This is a genomic window from Pseudomonas sp. C9D1, assembly GCF_056491235.1.
The window spans coordinates 20,047-33,670 of record NZ_JBSZIE010000001.1; the positions used below are offsets into that span (position 1 = coordinate 20,047).

At 69.9% G+C, this 13,624-nt stretch carries 7 protein-coding genes and 1 pseudogene; 4 read left to right on the top strand and 4 right to left on the bottom strand.

The features are described 5' to 3' along the window. Positions 1-4 precede the first annotated feature (4 nt). Positions 5-1,351: an MATE family efflux transporter gene (locus tag ACXI0U_RS00120; RefSeq protein ID WP_431483327.1), complete on the bottom strand. Its 1,347-nt coding sequence runs from the start codon at positions 1,349-1,351 to the stop codon at positions 5-7. A 125-nt stretch (positions 1,352-1,476) separates the two neighbouring features. Between ACXI0U_RS00120 and ACXI0U_RS00125 the strand changes: the two genes are divergently transcribed. From ACXI0U_RS00125 to ACXI0U_RS00140, 4 genes and pseudogenes are all read left to right on the top strand, one after another. After that, positions 1,477-6,387, top strand: coding sequence for an alpha-2-macroglobulin family protein (locus ACXI0U_RS00125; protein ID WP_479549560.1), 4,911 nt, complete (start codon positions 1,477-1,479; stop codon positions 6,385-6,387). A 196-nt stretch (positions 6,388-6,583) separates the two neighbouring features. Beyond that, entirely contained in the window at positions 6,584-8,902 is a 2,319-nt protein-coding gene (pbpC, locus tag ACXI0U_RS00130; RefSeq protein ID WP_479550015.1) for a peptidoglycan glycosyltransferase PbpC, read from the top strand. Positions 8,903-9,082: 180 nt separating this feature from the next. After that, positions 9,083-10,102, top strand: a pseudogene (locus ACXI0U_RS00135) (HAMP domain-containing protein); the annotation flags it as partial. 138 nt (positions 10,103-10,240) lie between these two features. Then, positions 10,241-10,969, top strand: a complete 729-nt coding sequence (locus ACXI0U_RS00140; RefSeq protein WP_479550016.1) for a methyl-accepting chemotaxis protein — start codon at positions 10,241-10,243, stop codon at positions 10,967-10,969. 21 nt (positions 10,970-10,990) lie between these two features. Here the strand turns inward: ACXI0U_RS00140 and ACXI0U_RS00145 are convergent, their stop codons facing one another. The 3 genes from ACXI0U_RS00145 to ACXI0U_RS00155 form a co-directional block, all read right to left on the bottom strand. Then, positions 10,991-12,112 (bottom strand): GGDEF domain-containing protein, encoded by a 1,122-nt coding sequence (locus ACXI0U_RS00145; protein WP_431483329.1) that lies wholly within the window; start codon positions 12,110-12,112, stop codon positions 10,991-10,993. Between the two features lie 82 nt (positions 12,113-12,194). After that, positions 12,195-12,641, bottom strand: a complete 447-nt coding sequence (locus ACXI0U_RS00150) for a DMT family transporter (RefSeq protein WP_021219704.1) — start codon at positions 12,639-12,641, stop codon at positions 12,195-12,197. Positions 12,642-12,708: 67 nt separating this feature from the next. Then, positions 12,709-13,590: an MBL fold metallo-hydrolase gene (locus tag ACXI0U_RS00155; RefSeq protein WP_479549561.1), complete on the bottom strand. Its 882-nt coding sequence runs from the start codon at positions 13,588-13,590 to the stop codon at positions 12,709-12,711. Between the last annotated feature and the right edge of the window lie 34 nt (positions 13,591-13,624).

The window sequence follows — 13,624 nt, forward strand, 5'->3', positions numbered from 1 at the left end:
CCAGTCAGTTCGCATGCGTGAACCAGGCGTCGCTTCGGGACAGGCGCCAGGCGAAGGCGCCAAGGCTCAGGCCGCGCAACAGCATAAAACAAAGGAACGCCAGCCATAGGCCATGGTTCCCCTGTGCCTGCAACAGCCCCCCCAGGGGCAGGCTCAGTGCCACCGCCAGCAGCATGGCATCGCGCATCTCGCGGGCCCGGGTGGCGCCGATGAACAGGCCGTCCAGCAGGTAGCTCCACACCGCCACCAGGGGCAGCACCGCCAGATAAGGAAGATAGACGTGAGCGACCGCGCGCACCTCCCCGATGTCGCTCTGCATGTCGATGAATAGCCCCCCGGCCACGGCGAAGAACAGCGCGAAGGCCAGGCTCGCCAGCAACGACCAGGCACCGGCCACCAGCAGCGCGCGGCGCAGTTCCAGGCGGTTGCGCGCGCCGATGGCGTGGCCGCACAGGGCCTCCACCGCATGGGCCAGCCCGTCCAGGGCGTAGGCGGTCACCAGCAGGCCGTTGAGCAGCAGGGCGTTGGCCGCCACCGTGGCGTCGCCCATGCGCGTGCCCTGCACCGTCAGCAGGAAGAACACCAGTTGCAGCGCCAGGGAGCGGATGAAGATGTCGCGGTTCACCGTCAGCAGCGGGCGCCAGGCGCGCCACAGGCGCAGGGCCGGCCAGTCGATGCGCCCGGGGTGGCGGCGCAGGGCGTCACGGGTCAGCGCCAGGCCGATGGCCGCGCCCGTCCACTCGGCGATCACCGCCGCCTGGGCCGCGCCGGCCACGCCCAGGTCGAGCCCGAGGACGAACCATAGCGCCAGGGCGATGTTGGTCAGGTTGGTGCCCAGCAGGATGGCCAGCGGCGCCCGGGCGTTCTGGGTGCCGAGGAACCAGCCCACCAGCGCGTAGTTGGCCAGGGCCGCCGGCAGGCCCAGCAGGCGCAGGTGGAAGAATTCCCGGGTCATGGCGTCCAGCTCGGCCGAGGGGTTCATCAGCCCCAGGGCCAGGCTGCTGAAGGGCACCGCCAGCAACCCCAGCAACGAGGCCAGGCCCAGCGCCAGGCCCAGGCCCTGCAGCAGCACCTGGCGCAGCGCGCCGCCATCGGCGCGGCCGGCGGCCTGGGCGGCGAAGCCGGTAGTGCCCATGCGCAGGAAGCCCAGCACCCCGAGCAGCAGCATATAGAGGGTGCTGCCCACCGCCACGGCGCCCAACTGGTGGGCATGGGGCAGGTGGCCGACCACTGTGCTGTCCACCAGCGCCACCAGGGGCACGGAGATGTTGGACAGGATCATCGGCGCGGCCAGCGCCCAGACCCGGCGATGGGTGGGAACGTGCCGCCAGGCATCGAGAAAGGCGCGCATTCTGAGGCTCCGGAAGGGCTGCGCAGTATAGCTTTGCAAAAGCGTGAAAAAGGGGGCTTTACGGCCGCCGGGGCTCGTCTATAGTTGCCGCGCGCGCACCTGCGCGTCCCCTCCCCGGAGTCACCATGTCGTCGTACAAAGGATTGTTACTGGCCCTCTCGCTGGGGCTTCTTGCCGCCTGCGATTCCTCCACCCCCGAACACACCGCCGAGAAGCCACCCGCCCCGCCTGCCGCCGTCCAGGAGCAGCGCGCGCCGGCCGATGTCGGGGCGCTGGCCAAGCGTTTCGCCGGCCGCGAGCTCAAGGTGGTGGACGTTTCCGAAACCCAGCTCGACGGCTCCAGCACGCTGGCCGTGACCTTCTCCGTGCCCCTGGACCCGGAGCAGCCGTTCGCCGAGCGCCTGCACCTGGTGGACAGCGAGCGCGGCAAGGTGGATGGGGCCTGGGAGCTCTCCGACAACCTCATGGAATTGCGCCTGCGCCACCTCGAGCCCAAGCGTAACCTGGTGCTGACCGTCGACCCCGGCGTGCGCGCGGTCAACGACGCGCGCCTGGCCGCCGAGAGCGTCACCCACCTGCAGACCCGTGATCTGCAGGCCACGGTCGGCTTCGCCAGCCAGGGCTCGCTGCTGCCCACCCGCCTCGCCGAAGGGCTGCCGGTGATCGCCCTCAACGTCGACGCGGTGGACGTGGACTTCTTCCGCGTACGCGCCGATTCGCTGCCCGCGCTGCTGGCCCAATGGGGCCGCCGTGGCACCCTGGGCGTCTGGGAGGCCGACAACCTGCTGCAGATGGCGGACCTGGTCTACACCGGCCGCTTCGACCTCAAGCCGGCACGCAACACCCGCGAAACCCTGCTGCTGCCCATCGCCGGCCTCGAGCCGATGAAGCAGCCCGGCGTCTATGTCGCGGTGATGCGTCGCTCCGGCAGCTACAGCTACTACACCCCGGCGACCCTGTTCAGCCTCAGCGACATCGGCCTCTCCGCCCACCGCTACCAGGACCGCCTGGACGTCTTCACACAGGCCCTGGAAGGCGGCAAGGCCCAGGCCGAGGTCGAACTGGAACTGCTCGGCGACAAGGGCCAGGTCCTCGCCAAGGGCAAGACCGATGGCCAGGGCCATACCCAGCTGCCGCTGACGGGCGAAGCCCGCGTGCTGCTGGCGCGCCAGGGCGAACAGACCAGCGTGCTGCGTCTCGATACCCCCTCGCTGGACCTCTCCGAATTCGACATCACCGGGCCCCAGGCCACCCCGCTGCAATTCTTCGTATTCGGCCCGCGTGATCTCTATCGTCCCGGCGAGACCGTGCTGCTCAACGCCCTGCTGCGTGACGGCGACGGCCGCGCGGTGGCGGGCCAGCCGGTGACGGTCGAGGTGCGCCGCCCGGACGAGCAGGTCAGCCGCCGCTTCGTCTGGAACCCCGACGAAGGCGGGCTCTACCAGTACCAGTTGCCGCTCTCCGGGGACTCCCCCACCGGCAACTGGCAATTGCTGATGGACCTGGGCAACGGCCACAAGGAACTCTACGAATTCTCGGTCGAGGACTTCCTCCCCGAGCGCCTGGCCCTGGAGCTCAAGGGCAGCGACGAGCCCCTGGCGCCGGACGACGCGGCGCGCTTCCAGGTCGAAGGCCGTTACCTCTACGGCGCGCCGGCCTCGGGCAACCGCCTGCTGGGCCAGCTCTACGTCCGTCCCCTGCGCGAGGCGGTGGAAAGCCTGCCCGGCTATCAGTTCGGCTCGGTGACCGAGGAGGAACTGAACCAGGACATCGAGCTGGATGAAACCACCCTCGACGAAGCCGGCAAGGGCGCCCTGGAAATCGACAGCCGCTGGGCCAGCGCCCGCTCGCCCTTGCAGCTGACCCTCCAGGCCAGCCTGCAGGAAACCGGCGGCCGCCCCATCACCCGACGCCTGCAGCAGCCGGTCTGGCCGGCGCCGCGCATGCCCGGCCTGCGCACCCTGTTCGACGGTGAGGCGGTCGATACCGACAGCCTCGCCGAGGTGGAGCTGCTGGTGGCCGACCCGGCCGGCAACAAGCTGGAGGCCAAGGGCCTCAAGGTGCGCCTGGTGCGCGAGCGTCGTGACTACTACTGGAACTATTCCGACGGCGAAGGCTGGAGCTACCACTACAACGAGAAGTTCTTGAACGTCGACGAGCAATTGGTCGACGTCGCCGCCAACGGCACCACCAAGGTCAGCTTCCCGGTGGAGTGGGGCGCCTACCGCGTCGAGGTCGAAGACCCGCAAAGCGGTGTCATCAGCAGCCTGCGCTTCTGGGCCGGCTACCGCTGGCAGGACAACACCGACGGCGGCGCGGTGCGCCCCGACCAGGTCAAGCTGGCGCTGGACAAGCCCGCCTACGGCGAAGGCGAGGTGGCCAAGGTCACCGTCACCCCGCCCGCGGCCGGCAGCGGCTACCTGCTGGTGGAGTCGGCCGACGGCCCGCTCTGGTGGCAGAGCATCGAGGTGCCCGCCGAGGGCAAGGCCTTCGAGATCCCCATCGCCCGCGAATGGGCGCGCCACGACCTGTACGTCAGCGCCCTGGTGGTACGCCCCGGCGAGCGCAAGGAGCGGGTCACCCCGCGCCGCGCCGTCGGCCTGCTGCACCTGCCCATCGACCGGGCCCAGCGCAAGCTGGCGCTGACCCTCAGCGCCCCGGAGAAGATGCGCCCCAGCCAGCCGCTGGCGGTGCATGTGCAAGCCAGGAACGCCGATGGCAGCCCGGCGCGCCAGGTGCGTGTGCTGGTCGCCGCGGTGGATGTCGGCATCCTCAACATCACCAATTACGCCACGCCGGACCCCTTCGCCGCGCTGTTCGGGCGCAAGGCCTATGGCGCCGACCAGCTCGACGTCTATGGCCAGCTCATCGAAGCGGGGCAGGGGCGCCTGGCATCCATCGCCTTTGGCGGTGACGCCGGCCTCACCGCCGGTGGCAAGCGTCCGCAGACCCAGGTGCGCCTGGTGGCGCTGCAAAGCGTGCCGCTGACCCTGGACGACAAGGGCGAGGGCGAGCTCAGCCTCGATATCCCCGACTTCAACGGCGAACTGCGCCTGATGGCCCAGGCCTGGAGCGACGACCGCTACGGCATGGCCGAAGCCAAGACGGTGGTGGCCGCGCCCCTGGTGGCCGAACTCTCGGCGCCGCGCTTCCTTGCCGGTGGCGACGAAACCACCGTGGCGCTGGACCTGACCAACCTCTCCGGCAAGCCCCAGGCACTGGATGTGCGCCTGGAAGCAGAAGGCCAGCTGCGCCTGTCCGACAGCCCCGGCAGCCAGACCGCACCGCTGCAACTGGCCGACGGCCAGCGCACCACCCTGCGCATCCCGGTGCGCGCCCTCGGCGGTTACGGCCAGGGCCGGCTCAAGGTCTCGGTCAACGGCATGGAGCTGCCCGGCGAAACCCTGCAACCCTTCGCCCGTGACTGGACCCTGGGCATCCGCCCGGCCTGGCCGGCGCTGGTGAAGAACTTCCGCGCGGTGCTCAAGGGCGACAGCTGGAGCCTGCCTGCCGGCACCCTGGACGCCTTCGAGCCGGCCGGGCGTGAAGCGTTGCTGGCCGTCTCCTCGCGCCCGCCGCTGAACATCGGCGAGCAGATCCGCGCCCTGCGTGCCTACCCCTACGGCTGCGCCGAGCAGACCACCAGCGGCCTCTACCCCTCGCTCTATGCGGATGCGGCGACCCTGTCGCGCCTGGGCATCGAAGGTGAGAAGGACGAAGCGCGCCGCCGCGCCATCGAGATCGGCATCGAGCGCCTGCTGGGCATGCAGCGCTACAACGGCAGCTTCGGCCTGTGGAGCGCGGAGAGCGAAGAGGAGTACTGGCTCACCGCCTATGTCAGCGACTTCCTCCTGCGCGCCCGTGACCAGGGCTTCGCCGTGCCCGCCGAACCGCTGAAGCGCGCCAACGAGCGCCTGCTGCGCTACCTGCAGGAGCCGAGCCTGATCGAGGTCTCCTACAGCCAGTACCCCGGCCACAGCCGTTTTGCCGTGCAGGCCTATGCCGGCTACGTGCTCGCCCGCAGCCAGCAGGCGCCCCTGGGGGCCCTGCGCAGCCTGTACGAGCGCCGCGCCGATTCCCGCTCCGGCCTGCCGCTGGTGCAACTGGCCGTCGCCCTCAAGGCCATGGGCGACCAGCCCCGCGCCGACCTGGCCCTGGACGCCGGGCTCGCCGTGCAGCGCGACGACACCTTCTGGCTCGACGACTACGGCAGCCGCCTGCGTGACCAGGCGATGATCCTCGCCCTGCTGGAAGAGAACGACCTCGCCGGCGATCGCCGCGAAGCGCTGCTGTTCGATCTCGCCGACCTGCTGGCCTCCAAGGAGTGGCTGTCGACCCAGGATCGCAACGCGCTGTTCCTCGCCGGCCGCAGCCTGCTGGGCAAGGCCGAGCCGCAATGGCAGGCCAGCCTGGAAGTGGCCGGCCAGCGTCATGCCCTGGACAACAACCGGGGCGGGCTCAAGCTGGACGAGGCGCAACTGGCCGAACCCCTGACCCTGGCCAGCCAGACCAAGGCGCCGCTCTACCAGCGCCTGACCCTGTCCGGCTACCCGAGCCAGGCGCCCAAGGCGGGGGGTGAGAACTTCACCATCCACCGCGAGTACCTGGGCATGGACGGCAAGCCGCTGGATATCCGCAACCTGGAAAGCGGCCAGCTGGTGCTGGTGCACATCGGCATCGAGGCCAAGATGCGCGCGCCCGACGCCCTGGTGGTGGACCTGCTGCCCGCCGGCCTGGAGCCGGAGAACCAGAACCTGGGGCAGAGCGCCGCCAGCCTGCAGGACGCCAGCAGCGAGGTTAAGGAGTGGCAGGAAGCGATGCAGAACGCCGCGATCAAGCACCAGGAATTCCGTGACGACCGCTTCGTCGCGGCGGTGGATATCCGCGAGTACGAACGCACCCACCTGCTGTACCTGGCCCGCGCCGTAACCCCCGGCCGCTACCGCGTGCCGCCGCCCCAGGTGGAGTCGATGTACCGCCCGGAATGGCAGGCACTGGGCGATGCGCCGGAGGAAATGGTGGTCAAGGCCCGCTGAGGCTATTCGAGTAGGCCTCGTGTTCGCGAGGGTGACGGTCAGGTGCCGTCATTCCCGCGAACGTGCCGCTCATTCGTAGGATGGGTAGAGCGAAGCGAAACCCATCATCAGGTCGCCTCGAAGCGGCCTGTCGCACGGTCCCACTTCGGAGCCCTCATTCTTGTCGTTCCCCTCCACCTTGCACCGTGCCCGTCGCCTGCTGAAGCGCCGCTGGGTTGCGCTGCCGTTGCTGCTCCTTGTGCTGCTCGGGGGCGCCGACCGGCTGTTCCCGCTGCCCCTGCCGGCGGACGACCAGGCGCGGGTGGTGCTGGCCGAGGACGGCACGCCGCTGTGGCGCTTCGCCGATGCCGAAGGCGTGTGGCGCTACCCGGTCACCCCGCAGCAGGTCTCGCCCTATTACCTGGAGGCGCTGCTCGGCTACGAGGACCGCTGGTTCTACCGTCATCCCGGGGTCAACCCGCTGGCCCTGGGGCGCGCGGCCTGGCAGAACCTCAGCGACGGGCGCGTGGTATCCGGTGGCAGCACCCTGTCGATGCAGGTGGCGCGGCTGCTGGACCCGCACCCGCGCACCTTCGCCGGCAAGCTGCGCCAGCTGTGGCGCACCCTGCAGCTGGAGTGGCACCTGTCCAAGGACGAAATCCTCACCCTCTATCTGGACCGCGCGCCGTTCGGCGGCACCCTGCAGGGGGTGGCTGCGGCGAGCTGGGCCTACCTGGGCAAACCGCCGAGCCAACTGACCCGTGCCGAGGCCGCCTTGCTGGCGGTCCTGCCCCAGGCGCCGAGCCGCCTGCGCCCGGACCGCCACCCCCAGCGCGCCACCGAAGCCCGGAACAAGGTGCTGCAGCGCCTCGCCGGCTACGGCATCTGGCCCCAGGTAGCGGTGGACGAGGCACTGGAAGAACCGGTGCTGCTGGCGCCGCGCCGGGAGCCGAGCCTGGCGCCGCTGCTGTCGCGACGGCTGAACCGGCCGGGCAGCCCGCCGCTGATCCGCACCACCCTGGATGCGACCCTGCAACGGCGCATGGAGGACCTGCTGCTGGGCTGGCGTGCGCGCCTGCCCGAGCGCACCTCGGCGGCGATCCTGGTGGTGGAGCACTCGACCATGGCGGTGCGCGCCTACCTGGGCTCGGTGGAGATGGATGACGCGCGCCGCTTTGGCCATGTCGACATGGTCGGCGCCCTGCGCTCGCCGGGTTCCACCCTCAAGCCCTTCCTCTATGGCATGGCCCTGGACGCCGGGCTGATCCACTCCGAATCCCTGTTGCAGGACGTGCCGCGCCGTTATGGCGACTACCGCCCCGGCAACTTCTCCAGTGGTTTCAGCGGGCCGGTGGCGGCCAGCGACGCCCTGGCCACCTCCCTCAACCTGCCCGCCGTGCAACTGCTGGAAGCCTATGGGCCGAAGCGCTTCGCCGGCGAGCTGCGCAGCGCCGGCCTGCCACTGGTGCTGCCGGCGGGGGCGCAGCCGAACCTGGCACTGATCCTCGGCGGGGCCGGCGCGCGTCTGGAAGACCTGGTGGGGGGCTATGCCGCCTTCGCCCGCCAGGGCCGCGCCGCCGCACCGCGCCTGCAACCCGACGACGCCCTGCGCGAAAAGCGCCTGCTGTCGCCCGGGGCGGCCTGGATCGTGCGGCGCATCCTCTCCGGCCAGGCGCAGCCCGAGCGTGACCCGCACGCGCTGCCACCGCTGCGCCCGGCGCTGGCGGTGAAAACCGGCACCAGCTACGGCTTCCGCGACGCCTGGGCCATAGGCGTGGGGCCGCGCTACCTGGTCGGTGTATGGATCGGCCGCCCCGACGGCACGCCGGTGCCCGGCCAGTTCGGTCTGGCCTCGGCAGCGCCCTTGCTGGTGCAGGTGCACGACGTGCTGCTCAACCGCGACGTCCAGCGCGGCCTCGCCCAGCCGCTGGATGAAAAGCCCGCCTCGGTGGGCATCGCCGCCATCTGCTGGCCCCTCGGGCAGGCGCTGCCCCAGGGCGACCCCAACTGCCGCCGCCAGCGCTTCGCCTGGACCCTCGACGGTACCGTGCCGCCGACCCTGCAGGCCGCCGACCAGCCCCTGGGCCTCGGCCTGCGCCAGCCGCTGTGGCTGGACGCCCAGGGCCTGCGCACCGCGCCGGGCTGCCCGGGCGCCACGCGCCGCGACCTCGATCTCTGGCCCGCCCCGCTGGAGCCCTGGTTGCCCCGGCGCGAGCGGCGTTCGGCGCTGCTGCCGGCGGTTTCGCCCACCTGCCCGCCGCCCCTGCCGCCGGCGGCCGCGCCGCTGACCATCGTCGGCCTCCGCGCCGGCGGGCAGCTGCGGCGCCCGGCGGCCAGTGACGGGCCGCTGCGGGTGCGCCTCTCGGCCCTTGGCGGCAGTGGCCGGCGCTGGTGGTTCCTCGATGGCCAGCCACTGGGCGAAAGCGCCGCCGATGCCGCCTTCGACCAGGTGCTCGAGGGCCTCGGCCGCCATCAACTGAGCCTGCTCGACGAAGCCGGCGCTACCGCTCGTCTGGAGTTCCGCGTGATCGAATGAGTTTGGACTCAAGTGGGGATATCCCGTGGGCGATAACAGCTTGTACATTTCAGTCGGATGAATTGTCCGATTCTCTGTATACAATCTGCCGACGTCCTCACCGAGCCCCTATAAAAACTCCAAGGAGACACCTCCATGCGCCTCTGGCAACGCAGTATTCAGTGGCAGCTGATCCTCAGCATGGGCGCAGCCCTGCTGGCCAGCATCCTTATCGTGGTCGGAATCTATTCCGCCGTGGTCAACCGCCTCACCGACCGCTACCTGGTGGGTGAAGCCTTGCCCAAAAGCACGCTGGCGATCCGCAACGACCTCGAGCGGGTACTGGCCGAGCCGCTCACCGCGGCCCAGGGCATCGCCCAGAACAGCCTGGTGCATGACTGGCTCAGCGCCGGCGAGGACGCCGCGCGGCAGCCGGACTTCGTCCGCTACCTGTCGGGCGTGCAGGGCCAGCAGAAGGCGCTGACCACCTTCCTGGTGGGGCTGGATTCGGGCAACTACTACACCGACAAGGGCCTGAACCGCACGCTGACCCGCGGCCCCCAGGAGAACAACTGGTTCTACGGCTTCGTCGATGGCAGCAAGGACCGCTCGCTGGACATCGACGTCGACGCCAGCACCCACCAGCCGACCCTGTTCATCAACCAGCGCGTCTCCGCCGGCGGCAAGACCCTGGGCGTCGCCGGCCTGGGCTACAGCCTCAGCGGCATGAGCGACCTGATCCGTAACTTCCGCTTCGGCCAGAACGGCCGCGTCTACCTGGCCAGCGCCGACGGCAAGGTGAAGATCCACCCCCAGTCCGAATTCAACGACACCCGCACCTTGCAGGAGCTGACCGGTGCCGATGCGGCCCGCCACTTGTTGCAAGGCGAGGGCAAGGCCGTGACCTTCGAGCGTGATGGCGAGGCCTTCCTGGCCCTGGCGCAGCCGCTGCAGTCCATCGACTGGGTGCTGGTGAGCGAGGTGCCCGAGGCGGAGATCTACGGCGAGGCGCGCCAGGCGCTGGTGATGACCAGCCTGGTGGGCATCGGCGTGGCGCTGCTGTTCCTGGTGCTGGTGGTGTTCCTCGCCCGTGGGCTGGTGCGGCCGATCCGCCAGGTGACCTCCGCGCTGGTGGAGATCGGCGGTGGCGGCGGCGACCTGACCCGACGCCTGAACGACAACCGCGCCGACGAACTGGGCGACCTGGCCCGGGGCTTCAACCGCTTCCTCGAAGGCCAGCGCAGCCTCATCGCCGAAGTCCTGTCCACCAGCCAGAGCCTGCGCACCGCCGTGGGCCAGGTGGCCACCGTAGTCGACAACACCGCCGGCCGCGCCGTGCAGCAGCAGGAGATGACCGACATGGTCGCCACCGCCGTGCACGAGATGGGCCTGACGGTGCAGGAGATCGCCCGCAACGCCGGCAACGCCGCCCTCAGCTCGCAGCAGGCCCGCGACGAGGCGCTGCAGGCGCGCAAGGTGGTGGGCGAATCCATCGGCCATATCGAGCGCATGTCCGGCGAGATCAGCGGCGCCGCGGGCGCGGTGACCGAACTGGCCACCCAGGTGGCGTCCATCGACCAGGTGCTGGCGGTGATCCGTGGCATCTCCGAGCAGACCAACCTGCTGGCGCTCAACGCCGCCATCGAAGCGGCCCGCGCCGGCGAGATGGGCCGTGGTTTCGCCGTGGTGGCCGACGAGGTGCGCACCCTGGCCAGCCGTACGCAGTCGTCCACCGACGAAATCCAGCAGATGATCCAGCGCCTGAAGTCCGGCGCCGAGACGGCCGTGACCTCCATGCATGCCGGCCAGTCGGCCACCGGCACCGGTGTCGAGGCCAGCCAGCGCACCGGCAGCTCCCTGTCGGCGATCACCGAGCAGATCGAGAAGATCAGCGACATGAACCACCAGGTGGCGGCCGCCACCGAGGAGCAGTCGTCGGTCACCGAGGAGATCAACCGCAACGTCCAGGGCATCGCCGACCTGGCGGGTGCCACCGCCGGTGAAGTGCGGGCCTGCCGCGAGGATTGCCAGGTGCTCAGCCGCCTGGCCGATGACCTGGCGCGGCAGATGGGCAGCTTCCGTCTCTGACGGACCGCCCGGAGGAAGGGCTCAGGCCGTTTCCAGGCGGTCGCGGCCCTTTTCCTTGGCTTGGTAGAGCGCGTCGTCGACGCGCTTGAAGAAGGCCTCGGCATCACCGTCGCGCTGCGGGTCGTAGCAGCCGACGCCGAGGCTGGTGGTCAGCGGCAGGGTTTCGCCCTTCACCACGAAGCCCTTGGCCGCCAGGTCGCGGCGGAAGTCTTCGGCCAGTTTCGATGCCTGTTTCAGCCCGGTCTCGGGCATCAGCACACCGAACTCCTCGCCCCCCAGGCGCAGCAGCGCATCGCTGTCGCGGCGGAACACCTCGCGCATGCGTTCGGCGAACTGCTGCAGGCACAGGTCGCCCATGGCGTGGCCGTGCTCGTCGTTGATGCGCTTGAAGAAGTCGATGTCCAGCAGCACCAGGGACAGCGGCGAACCCTGGCGCGCGGCGCTGGCGACCATGGCGGGGAACAGGTTGTTGAACTGGTAGCGGTTGCCCAGCTGGGTGAGGCCATCGGTGCGGCTCAGGGCGTCCAGGCGCTGGCGCTGCTCCAGCAGTTGCAGCTCCAGTTCCAGGGTGCCCTGGTACTCGCGGTGGCTGCGCGACAGGGCCAGCAGCAGGTAGCTGAGGTAGAAGGCCAGGGTCACCAGCTCCGCGCGCATCGACTCGGGGTGGATGCCCAGGGCCACCAGGCCCGGCAGGTAGAGCAGCAGGATGGCGACCACGGCGCGGCCCCGGCGCATGGCGAAGTTGAAGGCCATGGCGGTGCTGAAGGCGATGGTGCTGAGGGTGGCGATGATCCGCGAGTCGCTGAAGTCCGGGTTCAGCAGCACCCAGGCGTGGGCCAGGCCCCAGGCCAGGCAGGTGGCCAGGATCAGCGTCCAGTGGCGGTTGAGCCAGCCCAGCAGTTCCAGCTCCGAGCCGTTCTTCGGCGGTACGTGGGCGATGCGCCCGGCCATCATCAGGGCGAAGAACAGGGTGCCGGCCAGGCCGACTCCGAGGTACTGCAGGGGCGTTGCGCTGAACAGCCAGGAAAGCAGCCAGGCCAGCAGGTAGTAGAGGCCGCCGAGGCGCGTGCGGATGCGGGTGTCCTGGATCTCGCGCCAGAGGGCGAAACCCTCCGGTTGTTGCGGCAGCTCTGCGTCAGTCATGTGCTGTGATCACAAATACGGCTGGATGCGCAGAGCTTATCGCGTTCCTCGGGCGATAGCAGCAAATGGCTATCGCAGTTCGTCAGCCGCGACGGATCATCCACACGCCGCCGATGATCAGGGCCATGCCGGCGATCTTGCCAAGGCTGATGGGCGCTTCGCGGTAGCCGGCCCAGCCGTAATGGTCGAGCACCAGGGCCATGCTCAACTGGCCGGCCAGCACCAGGGCCATGAACAGCATGGCGCCGATGCGTGGCCCGGCGAAGGCGGCGGTGGCGATGAACACGGCGCCCAGCAGGCCACCGCTCCAGTGCCACCAGGTGAGCCCCTTCAGCGCCGTGAAGCTGGGCAGTTCGCGCTGCACGGCGGCCACTGCGAAGAGCGCCACGGTGCCCACCAGGAAGGAGATCAGCGCGGCGCCCATGACGCTGGACACCTGTTTGGACAGCAGGCCGTTGATGCCGGCCTGCAAGGGCAGGAAGGCACCGGCGATGAAGGGCAGGGCGAGCAGCCACCAGGCGCTGGGCATGTGAGTCTCCGGTTTTCGGCGAGCGCACAGTATGCCGTCGACGCCGGTGGCTGTCGTCGTCAGTGGATCAGGGCCACTGCATCTCGCCCTTGAGCACCTTGGCGCTCAGTTCGAGGTCGGCTTCGCCGGCCAGGCCCGGGTAGCGCTTCTTCATCGCGGCGGTCAGCTCGGCGGCGTTCTTCGCCTTGGGCAGTTCCTGCTCCAGGGCCTTGAGGTAGTCACGGGTGAAGTGCAGGTCGCCGAGGCCGGCGGCGCGCTCGCCCAGGTAGTGGCCGGGAATCACCTGCTCGGGCTTCAGCGCTTCGATGCGGTCCAGCGCGGCGATCCAGTTACGGCGCGACTCGACGCTCTGCGAGTCGGCGGTCCACACATGCATGTTGCCGCTCACCAGCACGCCGCCCAGCTGGGTGCGCAGGGAGGGGATCCACAGGCCGGTGTGGGCCGGGTCGGCGCCGTCCAGGCCGATCACTTCGATGCGCTGGCCTTCCAGTTCCAGGCTGTCACCCTTGAGCGGCTGCGGCACTACCAGGGCCTTGGGCGCGCCGTCCTTGAGGATCGGGCCCCAGTAAGCGAGCTTCAGGTCCTTGGTGGCGTTGATGTGCTCGATGGTCGGCGCGGTGGCCAGCACCTTGGCCTCGGGGAAGGCGCGCAGCAGGGTGTCCAGGCCGAAGTAGAAGTCCGGGTCGCCGTGGCTGATGAAAATGGTGGTCAGGCGCTTGCCGCTGGCCTGGATGCGTTTCACCAGTTCGTCGGCCTCGTGGCTGGAGAACTGCGCGTCCACCAGCAGGGCGTCGTGCTCACCGAGGATCAGCGACGAGGTGACCGGGAACACGGCCTTGTCGCCGGGGTTGTAGACCTGCAGTTGCAGGGGCTGGGCCAGGGCGCTGCCGGTGGCGGCGATCAGGGTGGCGCCGGCCAGGAGGCGGCGCAGGAAAGCGATGGGGGCCATGATGGGGTCCTCGATTGAAAGGCATCAGGATAGT